20 protein-coding genes and 2 pseudogenes are annotated in these 24,901 nt (G+C 70.7%); 15 read left to right on the top strand and 7 right to left on the bottom strand.

The window, feature by feature from the left end; all coding sequences use genetic code 11:
* Positions 1 to 201: 201 nt before the first annotated feature.
* The 4 genes and pseudogenes from Prum_RS11055 to Prum_RS11040 form a co-directional block, all read right to left on the bottom strand.
* Positions 202 to 2,688 (bottom strand): AAA family ATPase, encoded by a 2,487-nt coding sequence (locus tag Prum_RS11055; protein WP_173076181.1) that lies wholly within the window; start codon positions 2,686 to 2,688, stop codon positions 202 to 204.
* On the bottom strand, positions 2,685 to 3,836 hold the full coding sequence (locus Prum_RS11050; RefSeq protein WP_173076179.1) for an exonuclease SbcCD subunit D: 1,152 nt from the start codon (positions 3,834 to 3,836) through the stop codon (positions 2,685 to 2,687). Before Prum_RS11050 ends, Prum_RS11055 begins: the two co-directional genes overlap by 4 nt.
* A pseudogene (locus Prum_RS11045) lies at positions 3,836 to 5,583 on the bottom strand (ATP-binding protein). Before Prum_RS11045 ends, Prum_RS11050 begins: the two are co-directional and overlap by 1 nt.
* 266 nt (positions 5,584 to 5,849) lie before the next feature.
* Positions 5,850 to 6,580: pseudogene (locus tag Prum_RS11040) on the bottom strand (pyrimidine reductase family protein).
* A 164-nt stretch (positions 6,581 to 6,744) separates the two neighbouring features.
* Here Prum_RS11040 and Prum_RS11035 point away from each other — a divergent pair.
* The 8 genes from Prum_RS11035 (at position 6,745) to Prum_RS11000 (ending at position 15,293) form a co-directional block, all read left to right on the top strand.
* Positions 6,745 to 7,290 (top strand): plasmid pRiA4b ORF-3 family protein, encoded by a 546-nt coding sequence (locus Prum_RS11035; RefSeq protein ID WP_173076177.1) that lies wholly within the window; start codon positions 6,745 to 6,747, stop codon positions 7,288 to 7,290.
* Between the two features lie 346 nt (positions 7,291 to 7,636).
* Positions 7,637 to 8,929: an ABC transporter substrate-binding protein gene (locus Prum_RS11030; RefSeq protein ID WP_173076175.1), complete on the top strand. Its 1,293-nt coding sequence runs from the start codon at positions 7,637 to 7,639 to the stop codon at positions 8,927 to 8,929.
* Positions 8,930 to 9,044: 115 nt separating this feature from the next.
* Complete coding sequence (locus Prum_RS11025) at positions 9,045 to 10,016, top strand: carbohydrate ABC transporter permease (protein ID WP_173076173.1); 972 nt, start codon at positions 9,045 to 9,047, stop codon at positions 10,014 to 10,016.
* 10 nt (positions 10,017 to 10,026) lie between these two features.
* Complete coding sequence (locus Prum_RS11020) at positions 10,027 to 10,878, top strand: carbohydrate ABC transporter permease (protein WP_371871215.1); 852 nt, start codon at positions 10,027 to 10,029, stop codon at positions 10,876 to 10,878.
* The gene (locus Prum_RS11015) at positions 10,875 to 12,302 is read left to right on the top strand and encodes a GH1 family beta-glucosidase (protein ID WP_173076172.1); all 1,428 of its coding nucleotides are present in this window, start codon (positions 10,875 to 10,877) and stop codon (positions 12,300 to 12,302) included. The genes Prum_RS11020 and Prum_RS11015 overlap by 4 nt, the downstream gene beginning before the upstream one ends.
* A 29-nt stretch (positions 12,303 to 12,331) precedes the next feature.
* Complete coding sequence (locus tag Prum_RS11010; RefSeq protein WP_173076170.1) at positions 12,332 to 13,378, top strand: LacI family DNA-binding transcriptional regulator; 1,047 nt, start codon at positions 12,332 to 12,334, stop codon at positions 13,376 to 13,378.
* A gap of 111 nt (positions 13,379 to 13,489) precedes the next feature.
* Positions 13,490 to 14,236, top strand: coding sequence for an ACT domain-containing protein (locus Prum_RS11005; RefSeq protein ID WP_173076168.1), 747 nt, complete (start codon positions 13,490 to 13,492; stop codon positions 14,234 to 14,236).
* 10 nt (positions 14,237 to 14,246) lie between these two features.
* The gene (locus Prum_RS11000) at positions 14,247 to 15,293 is read left to right on the top strand and encodes a GNAT family N-acetyltransferase (RefSeq protein ID WP_173076166.1); all 1,047 of its coding nucleotides are present in this window, start codon (positions 14,247 to 14,249) and stop codon (positions 15,291 to 15,293) included.
* 183 nt (positions 15,294 to 15,476) lie between these two features.
* Here Prum_RS11000 and Prum_RS10995 read toward each other — a convergent pair whose 3' ends face one another.
* Positions 15,477 to 17,012 carry an aldehyde dehydrogenase family protein gene (locus Prum_RS10995; protein ID WP_173076164.1) on the bottom strand — a complete coding sequence of 512 codons (1,536 nt, stop codon included), beginning with the start codon at positions 17,010 to 17,012 and terminating at the stop codon, positions 15,477 to 15,479.
* A 338-nt stretch (positions 17,013 to 17,350) separates the two neighbouring features.
* Between Prum_RS10995 and Prum_RS10990 the strand changes: the two genes are divergently transcribed.
* From Prum_RS10990 to Prum_RS10970, 6 genes are all read left to right on the top strand, one after another.
* Positions 17,351 to 19,708 (top strand): glycoside hydrolase family 9 protein, encoded by a 2,358-nt coding sequence (locus Prum_RS10990; RefSeq protein ID WP_173076162.1) that lies wholly within the window; start codon positions 17,351 to 17,353, stop codon positions 19,706 to 19,708.
* Between the two features lie 95 nt (positions 19,709 to 19,803).
* Positions 19,804 to 21,030, top strand: a complete 1,227-nt coding sequence (locus Prum_RS10985) for an AAA family ATPase (protein WP_218577204.1) — start codon at positions 19,804 to 19,806, stop codon at positions 21,028 to 21,030.
* A 77-nt stretch (positions 21,031 to 21,107) separates the two neighbouring features.
* A complete protein-coding gene (locus Prum_RS10980) occupies positions 21,108 to 21,659 on the top strand; it encodes an RloB family protein (RefSeq protein WP_218577203.1) in 552 nt (183 codons plus the stop codon).
* Between the two features lie 97 nt (positions 21,660 to 21,756).
* Entirely contained in the window at positions 21,757 to 22,557 is an 801-nt protein-coding gene (locus Prum_RS10975) for a helix-turn-helix domain-containing protein (protein ID WP_281368886.1), read from the top strand.
* A complete protein-coding gene (locus Prum_RS55020) occupies positions 22,527 to 22,595 on the top strand; it encodes a hypothetical protein (RefSeq protein ID WP_503826941.1) in 69 nt (22 codons plus the stop codon). Before Prum_RS10975 ends, Prum_RS55020 begins: the two co-directional genes overlap by 31 nt.
* Positions 22,592 to 23,404, top strand: a complete 813-nt coding sequence (locus tag Prum_RS10970; RefSeq protein ID WP_173076156.1) for an SAM-dependent methyltransferase — start codon at positions 22,592 to 22,594, stop codon at positions 23,402 to 23,404. The genes Prum_RS55020 and Prum_RS10970 overlap by 4 nt, the downstream gene beginning before the upstream one ends.
* 56 nt (positions 23,405 to 23,460) lie before the next feature.
* On the opposite strand, the gene Prum_RS10965 is transcribed toward Prum_RS10970, so the two are convergent.
* Positions 23,461 to 23,667 (bottom strand): DUF397 domain-containing protein, encoded by a 207-nt coding sequence (locus Prum_RS10965; protein ID WP_173076154.1) that lies wholly within the window; start codon positions 23,665 to 23,667, stop codon positions 23,461 to 23,463.
* Between the two features lie 184 nt (positions 23,668 to 23,851).
* On the opposite strand from Prum_RS10965, the gene Prum_RS10960 reads away from it, so the two are divergent.
* Positions 23,852 to 24,700: a GGDEF domain-containing protein gene (locus tag Prum_RS10960; protein WP_173076153.1), complete on the top strand. Its 849-nt coding sequence runs from the start codon at positions 23,852 to 23,854 to the stop codon at positions 24,698 to 24,700.
* 14 nt (positions 24,701 to 24,714) lie between these two features.
* Here the strand turns inward: Prum_RS10960 and bsaP are convergent, their stop codons facing one another.
* Positions 24,715 to 24,900: a biotin synthase auxiliary protein BsaP gene (gene bsaP, locus Prum_RS10955; protein ID WP_173072733.1), complete on the bottom strand. Its 186-nt coding sequence runs from the start codon at positions 24,898 to 24,900 to the stop codon at positions 24,715 to 24,717.
* Position 24,901: the final 1 nt, after the last annotated feature.

Genomic DNA, 24,901 nt, shown 5'->3' with positions numbered 1-24,901 from the left:
CAACGGCGGCGGTGCCCGTCGGGGTGGGGCATTCGCGACGCCGTTGGTAAAACGGCGCCGCGCCGCTGAGCCAGCCGGCTCGCGGGCGCCGAGGCGCAGGATGGCGGTGCCTTCCCAACGGCGGCGGTGTCCGTGCGCCGTCGGTTCGCGGCGCCGCTGGGAAGGCACCGCCGCGCCTCGGCGCCCACTCGCTGTGCTCGCTCATAGGCCGGTCCGTTCGACCCGTGCCGTGCGCGTGTCCTTGCGCACCTCGAAGCGGACCGGCACCCGCTCGGCCAGCGACGGCACGTGGGTTACCACGCCGACCATCCGGTCGCCGCGCGCGGCCAGGCCCTCCAGCGTCGCCGCGACGGTGTCGAGCGTGGCCGTGTCGAGCGTGCCGAAGCCCTCGTCCAGCACGATCGACTCCAGGCTGGCCGCGGTGGTCGACATGCCGGCGAGCTGCTCGGACAGCGCCAGCGCGAGGGCCAGCGACGCCTGGAACGTCTCGCCGCCGGACAGTGTCCGCACGCCCCGGCGCAGCCCCGCGTCGTGATGGTCGATCACGAAGAACTCGCCCTTGTCGTGCACCAGCTCGTACTGCCCGCTGGTCAGCTCGCGCATGATCCGGGAAGCGCCGTCGACGAGCAGGTCGAGCGCCTCTTCGAGCAGCCAGCGCTCGAAGTTGTTGGCCCGCAGGTGACCGGCCAGCGCCTTGGCGACCTGGCCGTCGCGCTCGTGCTCGGTCCGCTGCTCGCGCAGCTGCTCGGCCTGCTCGCGGCGCTCCACGATGCGCTGGTGGGCGGCCTCGATGCGGGCCACCGCGACCACCGCCGTGCGGCTGAACCCCTCGCCGTCCGATCGCTCCGGGACCTGTAGGTGGGCGCCGGTGAAGAGCGCGGTCAGCCGCTTCTGGACGGTCTCGACCGCCGCGCGGGCCGCCTTCAGCCGGCCGTCCGCCTCTTCGCGCCAGACCGCCCGCTCCGCGCGTTGCTCCGCCGCCCAGGCCGACAGCGCCGCCCACGCCACCGCCAGGTCGTCGCGGTCGGCGGCCGGCGGGGCCAGCCGCCCGACCCGGTCGCGGGCCAGATCGAACCGGATCCACGCCCCCCGCAGCTCCTTGTCTGCGGCGTCGGCCGTGGACCGGGCCCGCCGCTGCGCCTCCCGCGCCGCCCGCACCGCGGCGCCGGCCTCGTCCAGCCGGCCCTGCAGGACATCCAGCGCCTTCAGCTCGCGGCGCAGCGCGGCCGGGCCGGGCGACTCCGCGACCTTGTCTGACAGCTCAGTCAGCCGCGCGCCGAGCTGGTCGTGCTGCGCGCGAGCCCGTTCCAGCACCCGGTCGAGCTCGCGCAGCGCCTTGTCGCGCTGCTCCACGACCGCGGCCGCGCGGTCCGCGGCCCTGCGGGCGGCCTTTCCGGCCGCTTCCGCGTTGGCCACGACCGATTCGACCACCTCGGGCACCGCCGGCACCGCCTGCTCACACACCGGGCAGGGCTTTCCGACAACCAGGTGTACGCGCAGCGAGGCGGCCCGGTCAGCCGCCTGTGCGTCCTGATAGGAGCGTCTGGCCTCCTCCAGCATTTCGGCCGCCCGGGCGGCATCCGCTTTCGCCTCGTCGAGGGACTGTGCCGCGGTGGCATGCTCCCGACCGGCCGCCGTCACCGCGTCGGCGAGCGTGGCGGCCTGGCCGGTCAGCCGGTCGTGCTCGGCGTGCGCCTCCAGCAGCATGCGGAGGGCGGCGGCGTCGGGCGCCCCGGCCACCTCGCCGCGGACCTTCTCCTCGCGCTCCTCGGCGACCGCGACCGCGGCGGTCGCCTCCGCGACGGCGGCTCGGGCGGTCGCCACCGCCCCGGCCACGCCGGCCAGGTCGTCCGGCGGCCGGATCGCGGTGAGGTCTTCGATCTCGCGGCCGAGGTCGTGCAGTGTCGCGGACGCGCCCTCCGCGGCCAGCTCGGCTTCGCGCAGCGCCGGCACGTCGGCCTCGACCGCGGCGGCCAGCTCGCGCATCGCGGTGACCCGGTCGGCGGCCTGGGCCAGCGCGTCGTCGTCGGCGTCGGACATGTCGCCCAGGAGCTTGTCGACGGCGGCGAGCTGGGCGTCCGCCTGCATCGCCCGCCCGGATGCCCTTTTCTGGATCGCCTCGTAGACGTGCAGCCCGAGCAGGTTGACCAGGATCTCCTGGCGGGCGGCCGGCTTGGCGTGCAGGAAGTCGGCGAACTGCCCCTGCGGCAGCACCACACAGCTCGTGAACTGCTCGTACGGCAGGCCGACCGCGTCCAGCACCGCGTCGTCCATCTCGCCGGGTGTGCCGGCCAGCACCTCGCCCAGGTCGTCGGGGGTCAGCCCGGCGTCCAGCTTGGACGGATCGAACCCGGCCGGCATGAGCTGCAGGCCGGCCCCGCCGGTGGAGACCCGCCCCTTGCCGTCCCGGCGCACGACCCGGGTGGCCACGTAGCGCGCCCCCGCGGACTCGAACACCAGCCGCACCCGCGCCTCGGTGGCGGACGGGGCGAGCGCGTTCACGATGCCCCGGCTGCTCGCCCACCTGGGCACCTGGCCGTACAGCGCGAAGCAGATGGCGTCGAGCACCGTCGACTTGCCCGAGCCGGTCGGGCCGACCAGGGCGAAGAAGTCGGCGTCGGTGAAGTCGACCGTGGTCTCGTCGCGGAAGACGGTGAACCCGGCCATGTCCAACCGCAGCGGCCTCATGTCGAAGACACCTCCTCGTACAGCTTGTCGAAGAGGTCCCGCACCCCGTCGTCGGCGTGGCCGCGGCTGTCCAGGTAGTCGGCGAACAGCTCGCGCGGGGAGCGGCCGGACCGCTGGGCGGCGCGGGCGGCGGCATCGCTGCTGGGCAGCATGTCCGGGTCGATGCGCACCTCCAGGGCGCGGGGCAGCAGCGCCTGGACCTCCTCGCGCAGGCCGGCGCGGGGTGCCTCGCGGACGTACACGCGCAGCCAGCCGGGCTGGTCGGGATCCATCGTGGACAGCTCGTCGAGCGTGCCCCGGACGGTGCGCAGCGGGACGGCCGCGGTGATCGGCACGTCGCGCACCTTGGCCGTGGTCTCGGCGGTGACCTCCACCACGGCGACCGAGGGCGTGTTTTCCCCCTCGCCGAAGTCGATGGCCAGCGGGCTCCCGCAGTAGCGGATCGGGCACGGCCCGATCACCTGCTGGGCCCGGTGCAGGTGGCCGAGCGCCACGTAGTGCGCGCTGCCCGGGAAGACGGTCGCGGGCACGGCGTACCCGAGGACGGAGTGCGCCTCGCGCTCGCCGCCGCCCATCGTCGCGCCGACCACCGTGAGGTGGGCGGCGACCAGGTTGACGGTGCCGGACCCGAAGTCCCGGGCGAGCACGCCGATCAGCCGTCCGATGTGGTCGGCGTACGTCTGGGTGGCCTCGGCGGCGGTCAGCTCGTACATCTCGGCGGCCCGTACGGCGTACCGCTGGGACAGGAACGGCAGCGCGACCAGCCGCCACGGCTCGCCGCCGGCGGTCTCGCCGGTCAGCACGTGCTCGGCGGCCGAGTCGCGGACGGTGCCGCGCAGCGTGATGCCGGCGGCCTCGGCCCACGGGCGCAGCGCGTCGAGCGCGGCGCCGTTGTCGTGGTTGCCGCCGATCGCCACCACCTGCGCCCCGGTGCCGCGCAGCGCGGAGAGCGCCCGGGTGACCAGGCGCGTCGCCTCCGGCGTGGGGGCGGCCGTGTCGTACAGGTCGCCGGCCACGATGACCAGGTCGGGCCGCTCGGTGCGGGCCACGTCCACCACCTGGGCGAGCACGGCGATGTGCTCCTCCACCCTGGACTGTCCCTTGAGGACCTTGCCGACGTGCCAGTCGGACGTGTGCAGAATCTTCATCAGAAGGGGATCTCATCCTCGGAGCGCCCGCCGACGACCGCGAACGGGTCGGCGGACTGGACGATCGACCGCAGCGTGGCCGATGGCGCCGGACCGGCCTCGGACGGCCGGGTCGCCCACGCCGGGAACGGGAACTCGATGCACAGCGGCACCGGGATGTCGGGCTGGTTGACGAACATCGTGCCCGGCTTGGCCAGCAGCGCGCGCTGGCGCTGGGCGGGCGGCAGGAAGCCGTACTCCGGTCTGGACGCCTCGGCGGGGTCGAGCCGGCCGACGACCCGGATCGCGGAGTTGGTGACGATCCGCCGCTCCACCTCGCTGGCGGTCTGCTGCGCGCCGATCAGGATCACGCCGAGCGAGCGGCCGCGCTCGGCGATGTCGAGCAGCACCTCCTTGATGGGGGAGGAGCCATCGCGCGGCGCGTACTTGTTGAGCTCGTCGAGCACGACGAAGAGCAGCGGCTTCGCGGTGCCGGCCTTCTCCTTCCGCTCGAACTCGGTCTTGAGGGTCACGCCGACCACGAAGCGCTGCGCGCGGTCCGGCAGGTTGTGCAGGTCGACGACCGTGACCTGGGCGCTCTCCGCCGTCTTGATCGCGTGCGGCCGGCGCGCGGCAAGGTCGCCGCGGATGAGCCGGGCCAGGTCCTTCTTGCTGGCGATGAGCCGCCGGGCGAACGCGTTGACCGTGCCCGTGTTGATCGCGCTGCCGGCCCAGGTGCCGCGGGTCTCCTCGTCGGTGAGCCGCTCGACGATGAAGTCGACCAGGTCGGGGTAGGAGCCCAGCCGCGTGCCGTCGATGCTCACGCCCCCGTCGGCGGGCTGCGCGTAGCGGGCCAGGTGGGCGGCCACCGAGTGGACGACCATCGTGTACTGCTGGCGCTCGTCGTCGGCGTCGGCGAACACGTACGGCAGGAGCCGGTGCTCGCAGAACTCGGCGAGCGTCCAGTAGAAGCTGTCCACCCCGGCGAGCCGGCTGCTCACGTCGGGCGTGCCGGAGGAGTCCCCGGTACGCGGCGGCGCGTACACCCGGACGTCGGGGAACGGGGTGGCGGGCAGGCCGAGTGTCGCGTACGCCGCGGTGGTGGCCTCGTCGAGCCGCGCGTTGGGTGGTCGAGAAACAGCAGGTCCTCGCCCTTGACGTTGAAGATCAGCGCCTTGGCGTTGATCGCGTCGCCGCCGAGGACGCCGGAGCGGAACACGGAGTACAGCAGGAACGTGGCGAAACTGGTCTTGGTGGCCACGCCGGAGATGCCGGAGATCGACACGTGCGCGCCGCGGCTGCCGTCGAGGAAGTCGCCGTTGAGGTAGGCCGGGGCGCCGTCGCGGCCGGTGCCCATGGGTATCCGCTTTTCCATCCGGTCGAAGTGCAGCGCGGCGGCGCGGGCGTCGCCCCGGGCCCGGTGCACGACGGCGCCGGGCGAGGGCGGCACGTACAGCTCCGGGTCGACCCGGGTGGTGGTGATCTCGGCGGCCTCCTGCACCATCGCGGGCAGCGTGCCGTCGGCGATGGCGAAGACGTCGGAGTCGAACTGGGCGCCCTCGTGACGGGCCCGCACCTGGGTCACCACGCCAGCGATCGTGACCGGCCCGCGGTCGGGCAGCTCGCGCCGGGTCACCACGACGTCGTCGAGCTGCAGGTAGCTGCCCGGCGCCACCGCGGTCCAGAACTGCAACGGGGTGGCGTCGGCCGTGCCGAGGACCCGCCCCACCACGTCTACGAGCTCAGCCTCACCGGTCTCATCTGCCACGCCAACATCGTGCCCCACCCCACCGACATCCCGGCAGCCGACTCACCGATATCCACAAGAACTTGTGGTAATCCACAGCTCTATCCACAAGAAGCTGTGGTCGCCGCCCGCCCCGCCTTTGCTTCAAAGGGCGGCCCGGCGGGCTCGCCGATCAAGGATTTTCGCGTCGATCAAGGGCAAATGGCCGTGGTTTGGAGATCAAAGCACGACCATTTGCCCTTGATCGACGCGAAAAGGGGGCCGTGGGCGACGCGAAAAGGGTGCCGTTAGGGGCGGGTGTAGCGGAGGAGGAGGGTGTCGTCCGACTGCAATGCGTGGTGGAGGGCCAAAGGACGGGGAGGGTTGGCGGGCCGGCGGTGATGCGGCCGGCGCCGGGGCCGGTGAGCAGCGGTGACACGGTCAGGCACACCTCGTCGACCAGGTCCGCGGCGGTGAGCGTGCCGAGGAGATGCGGCCCACCCTCGCACAGCAGGTGGCGCAGGCCGCGTTCGCGCAGGCGTACCAGGGCGTCGGTGAGATCGACGGCGTCGGCACCCACGGTCAGCACCTCCGCGACCGGCTCCAGCGCGGCCCGCCGGTCGGCGGGCGCCCGGCCGTGCGTGAGCACGATCGGGCGCACGGGTGCGTCGGCGAACGCGGCCTGCGCCGGGTTGAGGTCGAGCGCGCCGGAGACGACGACCAGCGTCGGGTAGTCCGGGAGCCCGTGCTCCCGGCGCCAGGCGCGCCGCTTCTCGTCCAGGCGCAGCGCGTTGTAGCCCTCGTGGCGCAGCGTGCCGGCGCCGACCAGCAGCCCGTCGCAGAGCATCCGGAGCAGGGCGAAGACCCGCTTGTCCGAGCCGCCGGACAGGCCCGCGGAAAAGCCGTCCAGCTCGACCGCGCCGTCCGCGCTCGTCACGAAGTTGACCCGTACGCCCGGCTCGTCCATGGCGTACAGGTCGGTCAGCGCGGCGTCGTCGAGCGGCTCGCCCGACGAAAGCCGGACCAGTGCGGCGCTCATTCGCCGGCCGGACCAGTGACCGGTGGGGTCGGTGCCGGGGTACGGTGCTGACAGTCGCACCAACTGCCACCCCGGCAGTCCGCGTGTCGCTTCGCCCGGCACGCCCGGCAGATCATGTGGAAACCCTACGGCTCGTAAGTCAAGAACGGGGGACCGTGCCAACCATGCCGCGCCAGATCTTCCAGCTGAGGGTGTCTTTGGCGGACGTCGCGCCGCCGGTGTGGCGGCGGGTGCTCGTGCCGGGCGGCTACACGCTCGACCGCCTGCACCGGGTCATCCAGCTCGCGATGGGCTGGCAGGACTGCCACCTGCATTCGTTCGACATCGACGGGGTGCAGTACGGCGAGCCCGATCCGGACGGTGAGCTGGCCCTGCGCGACGAGCTGGACGTGCGGCTCGACGCGGTGGCGGCGAAGGGCGGCCGGTTCCTCTACACGTACGACTTCGGGGACTGGTGGGAGCACGAGGTCACGGTGGAGGACGTCGTCGGTGCGGAGCCGGACGAGCGCTACCCGGCCTGCGTGGGCGGCGAGCGCGCGTGCCCGCCGGAAGACGTCGGCGGGGCGTTCGGGTACGCCCGGTTCCTCGCCGCGATCGCCGACCCGGAGCACCCGGAGTACGAGGCGATGGTCGGCTGGATGGGCCGTTCGTTCGACCCCGCAGATTTTCCTATGGAGCGGACTTCGACGCTCTTACGCCGGTTGGCGTAGCCGAATTCCCGTGATATAGCCGGTATTCGGCAGTACCTTTTGTGGCTTTTGTACTATTTTCTCGTCCTAGTTTGATCCCATATACCGCGCATATGGCGGTTCATCCCGCTGCGGCGAGTAACGAAATGGGAACGCTCCCACTTGGGCCTTGACACCCCAGAAACGTGCCGGCAATCTCATGGGAGCGCTCCCGGCGGGGTGTGGTGAGAGCCACACACCGGGCACCGTGTGGCGCCAGGCATGCCCCCAGAAACGGTCGCGGGCCCCTTTGTTGTGCGACTGCCGATGGTGGCGTGCATCGGGCACACCCCCACCACACACATCAAAGACCTGAGAGGGGTCAGGGATGAGCGTTTCGACGCGCCGGCGGTTTGCGGCGGTCGCGCTCGCTTCGGTCGCGGTGCTCGCGGTCGCGGCTTGCGGCGATGACGACAACAGCGGATCGAACACCGGACAGAAGCCAGACAAGCTGGTCGTGGACACCTTCGGCGAGGCTGGCTACGACGACCTGGTCAAGCAGTACGAGCAGCAGTCCGGCATCAAGATCGAGCTGCGCAAGGTCGCGCAGTTGAACGAGTTCCGGCCGCGGATCGTGCGCGCACTCGCGACCGGCAAGGGCGCCGCCGACGTGATCATGCTGGAAGAGGGCATCCTCAACGAGCTCAAGTCGAACCCGGCCAACTGGGTCGACCTGGCCCCGCTCGTAGGCGACAAGAGCAAGGACTACCTGTCCTGGAAGTACGAACTGGGCAAGGCCCCCGACGGCCGGCTGATGGGCCTGCCGACCGACGTGGGCAGCCTCGGCATCTGCTACCGCTCCGACCTCTTCAAGGCCGCCGGCCTGCCGACCGAGCGTGACAAGGTCGGCGCGCTGTGGCCGACGTGGGAACAGTTCATCCAGACCGGCAAGGACTACAAGGCCAAGACCGGCAAGGCGTTCGTCGACTCGTCGACGATGGCGGTCAACGCGGTCATGTTCCAGCAGAACGGCGCCGACCTGTTCTACGACAAGGAAAACAACGTCATCGCGGACAAGAGCCCCGCGGTGAAGGCGGCGTGGGATCAGGCGGTCGCGCTTGCCGACGCCGGCATCACGGCCAAGATCACGACGTGGTCGCCGGAGTGGAGCGCCGGCTTCAAGCAGGGCACGTTCGCCGTCACGTCGTGCCCGTCCTGGATGCTCGGCATCGTCGAGAGCAACTCCGGCCCGGAGAACGCCGGCAAGTGGGACCTCGCCGCGGTGCCCGGTGGCTCCGGTAACTGGGGCGGCTCGTGGCTCGGCGTGCCGAACCAGAGCAAGCACCACGCCGAGGCCGCGAAGCTGATCGAGTTCCTGACCAACGCGCAGGGCCAGGTCGCCGCGTTCAAGAAGAGCGGCCCGCTGCCGACGAACCTGAAGGCCCTGGAGGACCCGGCCTTCACGTCGTACACGAACAAGTACTTCAGCGACGCGCCGACCGGCAAGATCTTCGGCGACAGCGTCTTGAAGATCGTGCCGACGTACATGGGCCCGAAGCACCAGGCGGTGAAGGAGAACGCGCTCGAGCCAGCTCTCCGGGCGTACGAGAAGGGTGAAGCCAGCAAGGCCAAGGCATGGGAGCAGTTCACCAAGGACGCCGCTACCCAGGGCGCCTTCTAGCACCCATCAGCGCCAATGACGGCCTCGGTGGCGTCCGGGCACTGCCCGGGCGCCACCGAGCCCCGTGCCCACCCACCCTCCCCTCACGCCGGCCGCACCCGGGAAGGACATCCCCATGAGCCTGTCGGCCACCCAGGCACCGCCCTCCCGCGGCGCACCCCACAGACATGCCCAGCCCAAGCGCCACCGGTTCTCGACCCGGCTGGCCCGCATCGACCTCAAGTACTCGCCGTACCTCTACATCGCCCCCTTCTTCGTGCTCTTCGCGATCTTCGGGTTTTACCCGATGGTGTGGACGCTGTGGATGTCGCTGCACGACTGGGACCTGGTCGGCGCGCACACGTTCATCGGGCTGGACAACTACACGGCCCTGATCAAGGACGAGTACTTCTGGAACGCCGTCCGCAACACGTTCGGCATGTTCTTCCTGGCCACCATCCCGCAGCTGCTGCTGGCGCTCTTCCTGGCCAACCTGCTCAACCGGCCGCTGCTGCGGATGCGGACCTTCTTCCGGATGGCGATCTTCGTGCCGAACGTCGTCTCGGTCGCGGCCGTGGCGATCGTCTTCGGCATGCTCTTCCAGCGCGACTTCGGCGTCATCAACTGGGGGCTCGACCTCGTCGGCATCAGCCCGATCGACTGGCGTCAGGAGCGGTGGTCGTCGTGGACGGCCATCTCGGTGATGGTCGACTGGCGCTGGACCGGCTACAACACGCTGATCCTGCTGGCCGGCATGCAGGCGATCCCGCGCGACCTGTACGAGGCGGCCGCGATCGACGGCGCCGGGCCATGGCGGCAGTTCTGGACCGTCACGCTGCCGATGCTGCGGCCGACGTTCATCTTCGTCGTGATCTTGTCGACGATCGGCGGGCTGCAGCTCTTCGTCGAGCCGCTGATCTTCAACAACGGCAACATCCTCGGCGGCACCCAGCGCGAGTTCCAGACCGTGCAGATGTACATGTTCGAGAAGAGCATCCACAACCTGAGTACGGCCGGCTACGGCGCCGCCGTGGCCTGGGCGCTCTTCCTGATGATCGTGATCGTGTCGGTGCTCAACTTCCTGATCACCCGCCGTTCGGTCAAGTGAGGAGACTGCGATGACCACCATCTCGGCGGGATCGAGGCGGCTGTGGCGTACCAGCCCGCTCACCTACATCGCGCTCATCCTCGCGGTGCTGAGCTCGCTGTACCCGCTCTACTACATGTTCGTGATCGCGACCCGCAGCAACGACGCGATCAACGACACGCCGCCGCCGTTCACCCCGGCCGGCGCGTTCGGCCACAACCTGGGCCGGGCGCTGGACAACGAGACAGCCAACCTGCTCCAGGGCGTCATCAACTCGATCCTGGTCTCCAGCGTGGTGACCGTGTCGGTGGTGCTGACCGGCTCGCTGGCCGGGTTCGCGTTCGCCAAGCTGCGCTTCCGCGGCCGCAACGCGCTGCTGCTGTTCGTCGTCGGCACGATGATGGTGCCCACCCAACTCGGCATCATCCCGCTGTGGAGCCTGATGCAGGACTTCGGCTGGTACGACTCCCTGCTCGCTGTCACCGTGCCGTTCATGACCAGCGCGTTCGGCGTGTTCATGATGCGCCAGTACGCCAGCTCCGCGGTCTCCGACGAGCTGATCGAGGCCGCCCGCATCGACGGCTGCTCCACCTGGCGCGTCTACTGGAACGTCGTGCTCCCCGCCCTGCGGCCGGCCGCCGCGGTGCTGGGCCTGCTCACGTTCATGCAGACCTGGAACGAATTCGTCTGGCCGTTCGCGATCCTGAGTTCGGAGAACCCGACGCTGCAGGTGTCGCTCGCGACGCTCTCCTACGCGTACTACACCGACTACTCGATGGTGTTCGCGGCGACGGCGGTCGGCACGGTGCCACTGATCGTGGTATTCATCCTGTTCGGCCGCCAGATCATCGGCGGCATCATGGAAGGTGCAGTTAAAGCGTGATCAGCCCCAACGGCCATGGTGTGGCCTTCCCGCCGGACTTCCTCTGGGGCGCGGCTACCGCCGCCTACCAGATCGAGGGCGGCGCCACCGAAGGCGGCCGGACGCCGTCGATCTGGGACACGTTCAGCCGTACGCCGGGGAAGGTCACGGGAGGGCACACCGGGGACGTCGCGTGCGACCACTACCACCGGGCGCCCGACGACGTGAAGTTGATGGCCGAGCTGGGCCTCAAGTCGTACCGCTTCTCGCTGGCCTGGCCGCGGATCCAGCCGGACGGGTCGGGCCGCCTCAACTCCGAGGGCCTCGACTTCTACCGGCGGCTGGTCGACGACCTGCTCGAGCACGGCATCGAGCCGTGGGTGACGCTCTACCACTGGGACCTGCCGCAGGCACTGGAGGACGCCGGTGGCTGGCCGGTGCGCGACACCGCCGGCCGGTTCGCCGAGTACGCCGAGCTGGCGCACGGCGCACTGGGTGACCGGGTGCGGTACTGGACCACGCTCAACGAGCCGTGGTGCTCGGCCTTCCTGGGGTACGGCTCGGGCGCGCACGCCCCGGGTCGCAGCGACGGCGCCGACGCGCTGCGTGCGGCGCACCACCTGATGCTCGGCCACGGGCTGGCGGTGCAGGCCATGCGCGCGGCCCGCCCGGACGACCAGCTCGGCATCACGCTCAACCTGTACGCGATCTCGCCGCAGACCGACTCGCCCGGCGACGCCGACGCCGCCCGGCGCATCGACGGGCTCGCCAACCGGTTCTTCCTCGACCCGGTCCTGCGCGGGCAGTACCCGGCCGACGTGCTGCGGGACCTCGCCGAGGTCAGCGACTTCGGGCACGTCCGGGACGGCGACCTGGCGGTGATCTCCACGCCGCTGTCCGTGCTGGGGATCAACTACTACAGCCGGTACGTCGTGGCCGCCCCGGACGGCGGCGCGCCGGAGTCCTACTGGCGGGCCCCGTCGAACTGGCCCGGCAGCGAGGGCGTGCGCTTCGTCACCCGTGGCGCCCCGGTGACCGACATGAACTGGGAGATCGACGCCCCGGGCCTGGTGGAGGTGCTGGAGCGGGTCCACCGCGAATACCCGGCGCTGCCGCTCTATGTGACCGAGAACGGCTCGGCGTTCGTCGACACGGTGGTCGACGGGGAGGTGGACGACCCCGACCGGCTGGCCTACTTCGACTCCCACCTGCGGGCATGCCACGAGGCCATTTCGGCCGGTGTCCCGCTACGCGGTTACTTCGCGTGGTCGCTCATGGATAATTTCGAATGGGCGTGGGGTTATTCGAAGCGCTTCGGCATGGTCTACGTCGACTACGAGAGCCAGCTTCGGATCCCCAAGTCGAGCGCGAAGTGGTATGCCGGGGTGATTCGACAGAACGGGCTGGGCCGCAGCGGCCAAGAACGGCCGCAACGCGCACAATAGGCAAGGTCAGCCGACATGAGGAGCAGCCGATGACTACGCAGCGGACCCGGTCGCTCGGCCGTCCCACTCTGGACGCGGTCGCGGCCCGCGCCGGTGTTGGCCGGGGCACGGTGTCCCGCGTGGTCAACAGCTCTCCGCAGGTCAGCCCGGAGGCCCGCGCCGCCGTCCTACAGGCGATCGAGGAACTCGGATACGTCCCGAACCGGGCGGCGCGGGCGTTGGTTACTCAGCGTACTGATTCGGTGGCGCTGGTCATCTCCGAGTCGGGGGAGCGGCTGTTCGGCGAGCCGTTCTTCGCCGGCATCGTCCGCGGCATCCACGCCGGCCTGCTCGACACGCCGATGCAGCTGTGGCTGGCGCTCGCCCAGTCCCCCGCCGAGCGGGACAAGGTCGAGCACCACCTCACCACGCAGCACGTCGACGGCGTACTCCTGCTGTCGCTGCATGACGCGGACCCGCTGCCGACGCTGCTGGAGCAGCGCGGCCTGCCCACCGTGCTCGGCGGCCGCCCGGCGCGGATGCTGCAGCCCGGGGCGCAGGCGGCCAACTTCGTCGACGTGGACAACGCCGGCGGCGCGCGGCAGGCCGTCGAGTTCCTGATCAACCGGGGGCGCACCCGGGTCGCGACCATCGCCGGCCCGCAGGACATGGGCGTGGGCATGACCCGGCTGGCCGGCTACGAGCAGGCCATCCGCGACCACGGCGGCCAGGTGAGCGAGGACCTCATCGCGTACGGCGACTTCAGCGAGGCCAGCGGCACGGCGGCGATGCGCCGGCTGCTGGAGCACACCCCCGACCTCGACGCGGTGTTCGTGGCGTCCGACCTCATGGCGAGCGGCGCGCTGCGGGCGCTGCGCGAGTCCGGCCGAAGGGTCCCAGACGACGTCGCCGTCGTGGGCTTCGAGGACGCCGAGATCGCCCGCCAGGCCGACCCGCCGCTGACCACGGTCTACCAGCCGGTCGAGGAGATGGGTCAGCACATGGCACACCTGCTCATGTCGCTCATTCGGCGCGATGAGCTAGAAGAGCCATTCGTGCTCCTCAACACCCACATGGTGCAACGCGCCTCCGCTTAACGGCTGGTGAACGCGCCGAGACATGGCTATGCAACAGGGACGAAATGGTCATCAGGCACCCTGGTAGGGGACACCGGCGCTGGACGCCGGCCCACCGACGGGAGGCTTGCCATGTTGTTGCGGGTTCGGGTGACCCTGCCGGACCGGCCTGGTGCGTTGGGGCAGGTGGCGCGCACGCTCGGCGTCGCCGGAGCGGACATCGTCCAGGTCGTCGTCCTGGAACGGCTGGGTGGCCGGGCCGTTGACGACTTCACCGTGGTGTGGCCGGGCGCGTCGCGCATCGACCGCCTGCGGGCCGGCCTCGCCGCGATCCCGGGTGTGCAGGTCGACGGTATCTGGCGGGCCATCGGCGCCCCGGTGACCAGTGGGCACGACGCGGAGCTGCTCGCCCAGGTCGCCGCCAACCCGGCCGACGGGCTCGCCACGCTCGTGGACGCCGTCCCCGGGCTGCTCGCCGCCGACTGGGCCGCCGCTGCCGTCGTACCCGCTGACTGGGCCGCACGGAGCGGGACCGCCCCGCGTGCGCTGGCGAGCGACGACCCGCTCGTGGCCGGTGGCGGTGAGCCCGCGGTGGCGTACGCGAGCTGGCGTGCCCCGGCGCCGCTGCTGCTGCCCGAGGTGACCCCGCTGCGGGCACGGTCGCTGACCGGGCCGGACCGCACCCGGTACGCGGTGGCGCCGTTCGGCCGCGCCGGCCTGGTGCTGATGGTGGCCCGCGGCGAGGTCGAGGACCTGCCGGCGGCCGCGTTCCACGTGACCGAGGTCGACCGGGTCGCGCAGCTCGTACGCGCCGCCGCGGTGATCCTCGGCGATCGGCTCGACCTGGTCACGGCGTCACCGGCGGCAACCACCGGGTAAGGAGGTCCTCATGGGACTGTGGCGGATCAGGGCGACCGTGGACGACCGGCCGGGCTACCTGGCCGTGCTGACGGCGAGCCTGGCACTGAAGTCGGTCAACATCCTGGCGGTGCAGGTGCACACGACGACGGCGGGGGCCGTCGATGACTTCCTGGTGGACGCGCCGGACGCGATGACCGAGGCCGACCTGATCGCCGCGGTGGAGAAGGGCCGCGGCCGTGACCCCTGGGTGAGCCGCACCGAGGCCCGCGAGCTGGCCGATTGGCCGACGAAGACGCTGTCCCTGGCCAGCCGGCTGGTCCGTGACCCGCACTCGCTGGGCGACGTGCTGTCCGCGCTGCTCGGCGCCGAGGCGGTCATCTGGCGGCCCAGGCCCGGCGACGACCGGTACGGCGCGAACCGTGGCCAGATGCGGTTGGTCGACCCGACCGGCGGCACGTACGAGATCAGCCGCCCGGCGCCGGCCTTCACGCCCGCCGAGTACGCCCGCGCCCAGGCCCTGGTCGACCTGGCCGCCACCGTCGTACGCCAGGCGGCCGACCAGGTCACGCTGGTCCTGCCGGACGGCGTCGAGGTGCGGGTACGCCCCGCGGTCCGCGACGACCTGGCCGCCGTGCGCGCGATGCACGAGCGGTGCACGCCGCGCAGCCGGCACCGCCGCTACCTCGCCGGTACGTCCGGCCCGTCGCCCGCCCTGCTCGCCCGCCTGATCGAGCCGGCGCGCGGAGTGACCCTGGTGGCGCTCGCCGAAGACGACCGCGTGGTGGCGGTCGGCAACCTGGTGGCGGAGGGCGCGATCGGCGAGATCGCGCTGCTGGTCGAGGACGCGTGGCAGCGGCGCGGGGTCGGCACGGCCCTGCTGCGCCGGCTGGTGGCCCACGCGAGCCGGGCCGGGTACGCGGCCGTGGTCGCCCACACCCAGGCGGACAACGTTGGCATGCTGGCGACGCTGCGCCGCCTGGACCGCCCCGGCCCGGTGGACCGCGACGGCACGATGCTGAGCGTGACCGTCCCGCTGGCCGCCGCCCGAGCCACCACCACCGCTCCCGCAACGTAGCGCCCCGCCACGCGTGCGCCGCGCCGTGCCCCGTGCCGCGCGCTCGTGCGCCGCGCCGATCAAGGACACTGCCGTCGATCAAGGGCGAACGGTCGTGCTTTGATCTCTGATCCACGACCGTATGCCCTTGATCGGCGCGGAAGTCCTTGATCGCCGCGGGGCGCGGGCGCTAACCCCGGCCGGTCAGGTCGCCGGGTACGAGGAGTAGTCGGGGAAGTTGCCGTACAGGGGAGTGGGACCCTCGGTCACGGCGGACACGAGGAGGTCGCCGCCGACGAAGGCGCCCTTCCAGGAGGCGCCCCGCCCGCCGAACGGCTCCTCGCGGTCGCCCCGGGACCGTGGCTTGTTGATCCCCACCTTGAACGCCTGCAGGTCCACCGCCAGCTTGCCGGCCTCGTCCCCGTCGTCGCAGGCCAGGCTGGCGACCAGCGCGCCGTTGGAGGCGTTCATCTGGGCGAGCAGCTCGTCCTCGGTGTCCACCACCACGATCGTGTCGACCGGGCCGAACGGCTCGGCGTGCATCAGCCGGGACCGGCCGGGCGGGGCGAGGAGCACGGTGGGCGCGACGTACGCCGACCGGTCCTGCCCGTCCAGGAACGGCGCCCCGTCCAGCCGCCCGCGGTAGAGCGGGACGGCGCCGCCGCGTACCGCCTCGTCGACCTTGCGGCGCAGCTCGTCGGCCTTGGCCGCGCTGATCAGCGGCCCGAAGTCCAGGTCGGGTAGCGGGTCGCCGGCCGCGGCCACGGCCAGCGGGTGTCCGAAGCGGACGGAGCGGACCACCGGCAGGTACATGTCCAGGAACGAGTCGACCAGGTCGCGCTGCACCACGAACCGCGGGTACGCGGTGCAGCGCTGCTTGGCGTACTCGAAGCCCTTCTTGAGGTGGGCGGCGAGCGAGTCCCATTGGGAGAAGTTCCAGATGCCCCAGGCGTTGAGGCCCTCCTGCTCGATCATGTGGCGCTTGTTCGTGTCGAGCAGCGCGGCGGCGACCTTGCCGCCGTTGGAGCGCCCGCCGACGAACGCCACCGCGCCGATCTCCGGCGCCCGCACGAGCACCTCGGACAGCTCCTCGCCGCCGCCGGACAGCAGGGTGACGGGCAGCCCGGCGCGGTGCATCAGGGCGTGCGCCACCGTCAGGCAGACCGCGCCGCCCTGCGACGGCGTCTTGGCGATGACCGCGTTGCCGGCCAGCAGCTGCACCAGCTCGGCGTGCACGAGCACGCTCATCGGGTAGTTCCAGCTCGCGATGTTGCTCACCGGCCCGGGCAGTGGCTGCCGGCCGGCGAGCTGGCGGTCGATCTGGTCGACGTACCAGCGGACGCCGTCGAGGGCGCGGTCCACGTCGGCGCAGGCCAGCCGCCACGGCTTGCCGATCTCCCAGACCAGCAGGGTGGCGAGCAGGTCGCGGTGGCGGGCCAGCTCGTCGAGGGCCGCGACGACCCGCGCCTTGCGCTCCGCCAGCGGCGTCGCGGCCCAGGCGCGGTGCGCGGCCGCCGCCGATGCCACCGCCGCACGCGCGGCCGCCGCGTCCACACGGGACAGATTCACGAGTACGCCGTTGTCGATCGGAGTTCGCACAGGGCTGGGCGTGCCGACGGGCTGCCATCCGCCCTCGACCAGGTTTCGCAGGGTCCCACCGGTGAACGCTTCGGGCGTTGTGGCGACCGCGCGGGTGAGTACGTCCTCCCACGCGGTGCCCGGGGCAAGGCGCAAGCCCATCGCTGCCTCCTCGGCTCGGCTGTCGTTGGGGTGAGGGTGGCGGCTACGCGGGGTGTCGGCAACCGTACGCTCGTATGCCAAGACGGCCTGACCTGCACTTTTGTGGGTTACTTAGCGGTAGTTAAGCCTCGTGATCAGGGCTTTTCGAGGCCCATTCGGAGATGGGCGTCGATGGTGTGAGGTTGCCCGCTGTCGATCCCTTCACAAACGCGAAACAGTGTGGGAACATTGCTGTCTATATATGGGAGCGCTCCCATAACGGACATAAATGAGGGGCGGATGCGCCCACATCCACCCCTCGACGCGTGGTTGTGACTCCACGGACAGGAGCGATTCTAATGTCTGCCCGGATCATCTGGTACCGCCGAGCGGTCGCCCTCGTCGTGGCCGCGCTGCTCTTGGCCACCGCCGCGATCTGGGCGGCGGCCCGGTCGGAGGCCGCCGCCGCGTACAACTACGGCGAGGTGCTGCAGAAGTCCCTCCTCTTCTATGAGGCCCAGGTGTCCGGTCGGAAACCGGCGTGGAACAGGGTTTCCTGGCGCGCCGACTCGGCGCTGACCGACGGGTCAGGCACCGGCCTCGACCTCACCGGCGGCTGGTACGACGCCGGCGACCACGTCAAGTTCGGCTTCCCGATGGCGTTCACCACGACGATGCTGGCGTGGGGCGCGGTCGAGTACCGCGACGCGTACGCCGCCTCGGGGCAGCTGACCCACCTGCTCAACAACCTGCGTGTGCCCAATGACTACTTCATCAAGGCGCACCCGTCCGCCAACGTCCTCTACGGGCAGGTGGGCAAGGGCGACGACGACCACAAGTGGTGGGGTCCGGCCGAGGTGCTGCCGATGGCGCGCCCGGCGTACAAGATAGACGCGAGCTGTGGCGGCGCGGACCTGGCCGGCGAGACGGCGGCCGCGATGGCGGCTTCGTCGATGGTCTTCCGGCCGACCGACCCGACATACGCCAACACGCTGCTGACCCACGCGCGGCAGCTCTACACGTTCGCGGACACCGTCCGCCGGATGTACCACGAGTGCATCACCGACGTCACGAACTTCTACAAGTCGTGGAGCGGGTACGCCGACGAGCTCGTGTGGGGCGCGATCTGGCTCTACCGGGCGACCGGCGAGGCGAGCTACCTCGCGAAGGCCGAGGCCGGCTACGACGCGCAGGGCAACGAAAACCAGACCACCACGAAGATGTACAAGTGGACGATCTCGTGGGACAACAAGCAGTACGGCAACTACGTGCTGCTGGCCAACCTGACCGGCAAGCAGAAGTACGTCGACGACGCCAACCGTTGGCTGGACTGGTTCACCGTCGGCGTCAACGGCGAGAAGGTGCGCACGTCGCCCGGCGGCATGGTGGTTGTGGACAGTTGGGGCGCGCTGCGGTACGCGGCCAATACGGCGTTCGTCGCGCTGCTCTACAGTGACCGGACGTCGGATGCCACCCGCAAGGCGCGCTACCACGACTTCGCCGTCCGGCAGGTCGACTACGCGCTCGGCGCCAACCCGCGCAACTCCAGCTACGTCATCGGGTTCGGCAACAACTACCCGAAGAACCCGCACCACCGCACCGCGCACGGCTCGTGGTGGGACAACATGACCGTGCCCACCAACACCCGCCATGTCCTCTATGGAGCGTTGGTCGGCGGTCCGTCGTCGCCGGACGACGCGTACAAGGACGAGCGCAACGACTACGTGATGAACGAGGTCGCCACCGACTACAACGCCGGCTTCACGTCCGCGGTGGCGCGCCTCTACCAGGAGTACGGCGGCACGCCGCTCGCCAACTTCCCGCAGCCCGAGACGCCGGACATCGACGAGTTCACCGTGGAGACCACGGTGATGCAGAACGAGCCGCGCGCCACCGGCATCAAGGCCATCGTCTACAACAAGTCCGCGTTCCCGGCGAAGGCGCTGACCCGCTCGGTGTTCCGCTACTACTTCACCCGCGAGGGCACGCTCGCGCCGGTGGTGACCGCCGGCTACACCCAGGGCTGCCCGTCGCCGACCACCGCCCGCCAGCACTCCGGCGACATCTGGTACGTCGAAATCGACTGCACCGGTTACAGCATCGCGCCGGCGGGGCAGTCGCAGCACCGGATGGAGGTCCAGTTCAAGGTCGGCGTGCCCGAGGGCGGCACGTGGAACCCGGCCAACGACCCGTCGTACCAGACGGCCACGGGGCCGAACCGCGCCGTACCGCTCTACGAGAACGGCGTGAAGCTCTGGGGCGACCCGCCGTCGTCGACCACACCGGGACCCACCACGCCGGCCCCGACGACCCCCGCCCCGACCACGCCCGCTCCGACGACGCCTGCCCCGACGACGCCAGCGCCCACCACCCCGGCCCCGACGACGCCCGCGCCCGGCGGGCCGTGCTCGGTCACCTACACCACGAACGACTGGTCGAACGGCTTCACCGGCAGCGTGACGATCCGGAACACCAGCACGACCGCCTGGACGTCGTGGACGCTCGGGTTCTCGTTCACCGGCGGGCAGCGCGTCACGCAGGGCTGGAGCGCGCGCTGGACCCAGACCGGCACGGCCGTCACGGCGGCGAACGAGTCGTACAACGGCGCGGTGGCGGCCGGTGGCTCGGTCAGCGCCGGCTTCAACGCCACCCACACCGGCACGAACCCGCGCCCGACCACGTTCACCGTGAACGGCGCCACCTGCACCGTCGCCTGACCAATGCGCCGACTTGCTGCGCTCAGGCCGCTGTTTTCGTCAGATCTTGACGTACAGTGGTCTGGGCGTGCGGTCGTGGTGCAGGAAGTGGGCGAATGGTGCTGCTGCGGTTCGAGGTCTCCAACCACCGTTCGATCATGGATCCAGTGGAGCTGTCGATGATCGCCGTCGATGCGGACCGGCCGGCGGTGCGGTCCTTCGACCGGCTCAACGAGGGCGTCCTCACCGTCGCGGGCATCTATGGCTCCAACGCTTCCGGAAAATCCAATGTGCTGGATGCCATCGCCTGGCTTTCGGCGGCGGTGAGCAGGTCGCTGCGGGAGTGGGACCGGACGATCCCGAGGGAGCCCTTCAAGTTCGGCGGCGGGCCCAGCGCCCCGTCGACGTACGAGCTGGAATTGGTGGTCGACGGAGTCAGGTACGAATACCAGGTCGAGGTGGACGACGCCCAGGTCCGGTTCGAGGGCCTCTACGGCTATCCCGAACGCCGGCGGCGCTCGCTCTTCGAGCGCGAAGGCTTGGAGATCAGCTTCAGGCGGGGTCTGGGCGGGCTGTCGGGAACGCGGGAGCTCCTGACGCCGACGACGCTCGCTCTCTCGGCCGCCATGAGACTTGACGAGCCCGAGGTCAGCGGCTTCGCCCGCGCCCTGGCCGGCATCGGTGTGCTCGGCCTTCGCCACAACACGCAGGGTCTGCTGACCACCGGGCGGCTGTTCTTCGACCGCACCGAGGTCGAGCCGGCGCTGGCCCTGTTGCGGTTCGCGGACCTGGGCATCGACGAGGTGCTCGTCGTGGACGAGTTCGCCGGCTCGGCCGGGGAGACGGGGCGCGGGCTGCGGTTCATGCACCAGGTCGAGGGCCAGCAGGTGCCCTTCGGCTTCGACGAGGAGTCCGAGGGCACCCGGACCTGGTTCGGGCTCATCGGGCCGATCCTGCAAGCCCTTCGCGCGGGCCAGGTGCTGCTGTTCGACGAGATCGACGCCAGCCTGCACCCTCGGTTGTCGGCACGGCTCGTGGAGCTCTTCCAGGATCCCGACACGAATCCTCGCGGCGCGCAGCTGATCTTCACCACGCACGACACCAGCCTCCTCAACCACCTCAACCGGGATGAGGTCTGGCTGACGGAGAAGGGCCCGAACGGTGCCACGACGCTAACCGCGCTGGCCGAGTACGGCGGAGACAAGGTGCGTCGCTCCCTGAACCTCGAGAAGGCGTACCTCCAGGGTCGGTTCGGGGCCGTCCCGGAGCTGGATCAGCGGCTGCTGCGAAGCGCCCTGGGCGCGGCGGCCCGCTCACGAGATCGCCGGGCAGGCGAAGGCTGATGGGGCACGGGCGTCGCAAGACCGGAAAGCCGCTTCGGCGCAAGGTAGCTATCCGAGAGCCCCGCAAGACCGTTGTGGTGTTCTGCGAGGGCCGGCGCAGCGAGCCCGAGTACCTCGAAGCGCTGAAGCGCGAGCCCGCGGTCCGCGACGTGGCCGCGGTCGACCTCCGGATCGAGCGGCACGCTGGTGAGTCGGCCCCACTGGCCCTGGTACGGATGGCGGTGGCGGCCAAGGACCGGGCCGACCGCGAAGAGGGCGAGGTCGATGAGGTCTGGTGTGTGTTCGATGTGGAGTGGCCGACGAACCATTCCGGGCTCGTCGAGGCGCTGGAGCTGGCCCGCAAGCACGGCATCGAGGTCGCGGTCTCCAATCCATGCTTTGAGTTGTGGCTCGTCCTTCACTTCCGGGACCACCGGGCTTGGCTGGACAACGACGCGGCGCGCAGGCTTCGGCGTTCCTGCGACGGCCAGGGGGACAAGGGTGTCGACGGCGCGACCTACATGGCGAGCCGGGACGTGGCGACCAGACGGGCCGCCGCGCTGGAGCGGATGCACCTTCTGAACGGCGTCCGCTTCCCGCACGACAACCCGTCGTCCGGTATGTACCACCTGGTTACTGCGGTGTCATAAACTCCTGCTTAGAACCCGACCCCGGGTCGCCTGTTGACGACACCGCGTTGCGGGTACGGTATTCGGCGTCACATTTTTCGTCGGAGCAGACCGGACCATGGGGCGGAGGTGGGGTGTGCCGGTCACAGGGCAGCGCGTCGTAAGGCGGACGCTGGGCCGCCGGTTGACGCGGCTGCGCACAGCCGCTGGGATGAGTCGTCGCGAGGTAGCGGAGCAGCGGCTCGGCATCTCGGAGCCGACGCTGCACCGGATCGAGACCGGAAAGGTCCCGGTGACGGCGGCCAACGTGCGCGCCCTCTGCTGGCTGTACGGCGCCGACCAGAGCATCACCGACGCGCTGGCGGAGTTGGCGTTGGGCACCTCCCAGCCGGAGTGGTGGGACGCCAGCCCGGTCATCCCGGAGTGGTTCAAGCTGTACGTCGGCCTGGAGGCGTCGGCCTCCCGGATGTTCAGCTACGAGGGCGAGGTCGTGCCGGGCGAGCTGCAGACGCCGGACTACGCGCGGGCGCTGTTCGGCGCGGAGCAGCCGCAGGACCCGGAGGTCGGGGAGCGCCACATCAAGCTGCGCATGCAGCGGCAGAAGACGCTGTTCGGGCGCAAGCCGCCGCCCCGGCTGGTGACCGTGCTCGGCGAGGGTGTCCTCGTGCGACCGGTGGGCGGCGAGCAGGTGCTGAAGGCGCAGATCGAGCATCTGCGGCGGCTGTCCCAAGAGGACACGGTGGACGTCCGTGTGCTGCCGTTCGGGGTGGGGGCCCATGCGGCGATGGCGGGCGCGTTCCGGATACTAGAGTTCGATGACCCGACGATCCGGACGTCGTCTATCTGGAGTCCCATGTGGGCGCCCTGTACCTGGAAGAGCAGGCCGAGGTGGACGAGTACCGTCGGATCTTCGACCTGATCAACAAGAACGCCGTGCCGGTGGAGGAGTACCGATGACCGGGGGACCGGGTACCAACCAGAAGCCAGCCACCGCGGCCCGCATCTACGACTACTACCTGGGCGGCATCCACAACTTCACCGCGGACCAGGAGGCGGCCAAGGCCATCCTGGCCAAGGCGCCGTCCATCGTGGCCATTGCGCGCGCCAACCGGGCGTTCCTGGGCCGGGCCATCCGTTACCTGGCCGACTCCGGCGTACGGCAGTACCTGGACATCGGCTCGGGCATCCCGACCGAGGGCAACGTGCACGAGGTGGCGCAGCAGGTCGTCCCCGACGCCCGAGTGGTCTATGTGGACATTGACCCGGTGGCGGTGGCGGAGAGCCAGGAGCTGCTGGAGGGCAACCCGTACGCCACGGCGGTCCGCGGTGACCTGCGCGAGCCGGAAAAGATCATCGAGCACCCGCAGGTCCGCAAGGTGCTCGACTTCACCCAGCCCGTCGCGGTGCTGCTGGTGGGCGTTCTCTACTTCGTGCCGGACGACGCCGAGGCGTACCCCGCGATGGAGCGGCTGCTCGCACCGTGCGTGCCGGGCAGCCACGTGGTGATTTCGCACGGCACGGTCGACGGCGAGCCGGTCGACGAGCGCCAGCTCCAGTCCACGACGGACATCTGGCGCCGGCAGACCGCGACGCCGCTGTCGGTGCGTTCCCGGGCCCAGATCGAGCGGTTCTTCGGCGGCTTCGAGCTGATCGAGCCCGGACTGGCGTGGCTGCCCGAGTGGCGCCCCGAGCCCACCGACCCGGCGGACTTCCGCGACGAGCCTTGGCGTTCGCGGATGCTGGCGGGCGTTGGCCGGCTGCCTTAGCTAGCCGGCCTTTCGCTCCGTTCGAGTGGCCCGCCGTAGCGGGCTGTAACCGCGTCTCAGTCGCCCAGTAGCCGGTCGAACTCGCCGCGCTTGGCGCCGTACAGGAACGAGTCCCACTCCTCAGTGGTGAACTGTACGGTGCCGGCTTGCCGTGCCTTACTGTTGCGGACCTCGATGAGACCGTCGTGCCGCCGGGCCTCGACGCAACTACCGCCGTTGCCGGTTGACCTGCTGGACATGATCCAGCTGGTGTCGCTGCTCATGGTGACTCCCTCGTGCGTCCCAACGTCTTTCTTTCACCACGAAAGATAGACGCACCTAGCGTAGCCGAATCCGGTCGGCATGCACGATGTCATTTTGGAGAGTTGTCGGCATGAAATCTTGCACGAGCCCATGCTTGCTGTCATGATTCAGATGAGGTTCACCACACTCACGAGGGGATGGCCGATGCAGATCCACCACCCCACCGCGGATGGTGGACAGCTGGGGGCCGAGGCCGACGCGGCCCGGCTTCAGGCACGCATCGACCAGCTTGAGGCGCATGTCGCGCGGCTGGAAACCGAGCGGAGCGCGCTGCGCTGGATGGCCGGTCACGATGCGTTAACCGGACTGGCGAACAGGCGCCTCTTCGACGTGCTCGCCCCGACCCTGCTGCGGCAGGACGAGGCGGCCGCGATGGTGGTCCTGGACCTCAACGGCTTCAAGCCCATCAACGACACCTTCGGCCACGACGTCGGCGACGAGGTGCTCTGCACCGTCGGCCGGCGGATCGTCGCGTGTCTGGGCGACAACCTCGTGGCGCGGTTCGGCGGCGACGAGTTCGCCGCGCTGGTGGTCGGCCCGCGGGTGAACTGCGCGGAGATCGCCGCCACGCTGTGCGCCGCGGTCGCGCCGGCGATGGTGGTGGGCGAGCACACGCTGACGGTCACCGCGTCGATCGGTGTCGTACCGGCCGGGTCTCCCGCCGACCTCGCCGACCTGCTGCGCCGGGCGGACCAGGCGATGTACCGGGCGAAGCGGCGGGCGCGAGCCACCGGCCAGGTCGCTACGGCGTGGCTGGTCGGTCCGGGCGACAGCGTGCCGCCCTCGGCCACCTACCGCCGGGGCGACCTCGTCTGGGTCTACCGGAACGGCATCCGGCGGGCCGGCGTGGTCGAAGGCGCGTCGGGCTGGGCCGCATTGGTCCGGTACCGCTGCTCCGACGGTGCCGGCACCGCCGTGGACACGATGTCCGCCGAGTGCCTCGCCGTACGTGTCGAAGCCGACCCGCACCTGGACCGGGCCCCGGCGGCGTAGCCCCGAGGAGCTTGCTACGCGCGTACCGTCCCGTGTTCCACGCACACGGCCGACCAGCCGGCCGGGAGCACCTGCACCTTCATCCGGCGGCGGCAGGCGGGGCAGAAGCGGGGCGGTTCGAGCTGGCGCGCGGCGGCGCAGGCCGCGTGGTCGCCCTCGGCTCGCGGGGCGCCACAGCGGTCACACCACACTTCGTTCACA

Origin of the sequence: Phytohabitans rumicis, assembly GCF_011764445.1 — a bacterium.
GTDB lineage: Bacteria > Actinomycetota > Actinomycetes > Mycobacteriales > Micromonosporaceae > Phytohabitans > Phytohabitans rumicis.
This window is presented reverse-complemented; position numbering and strand designations above follow the sequence as displayed.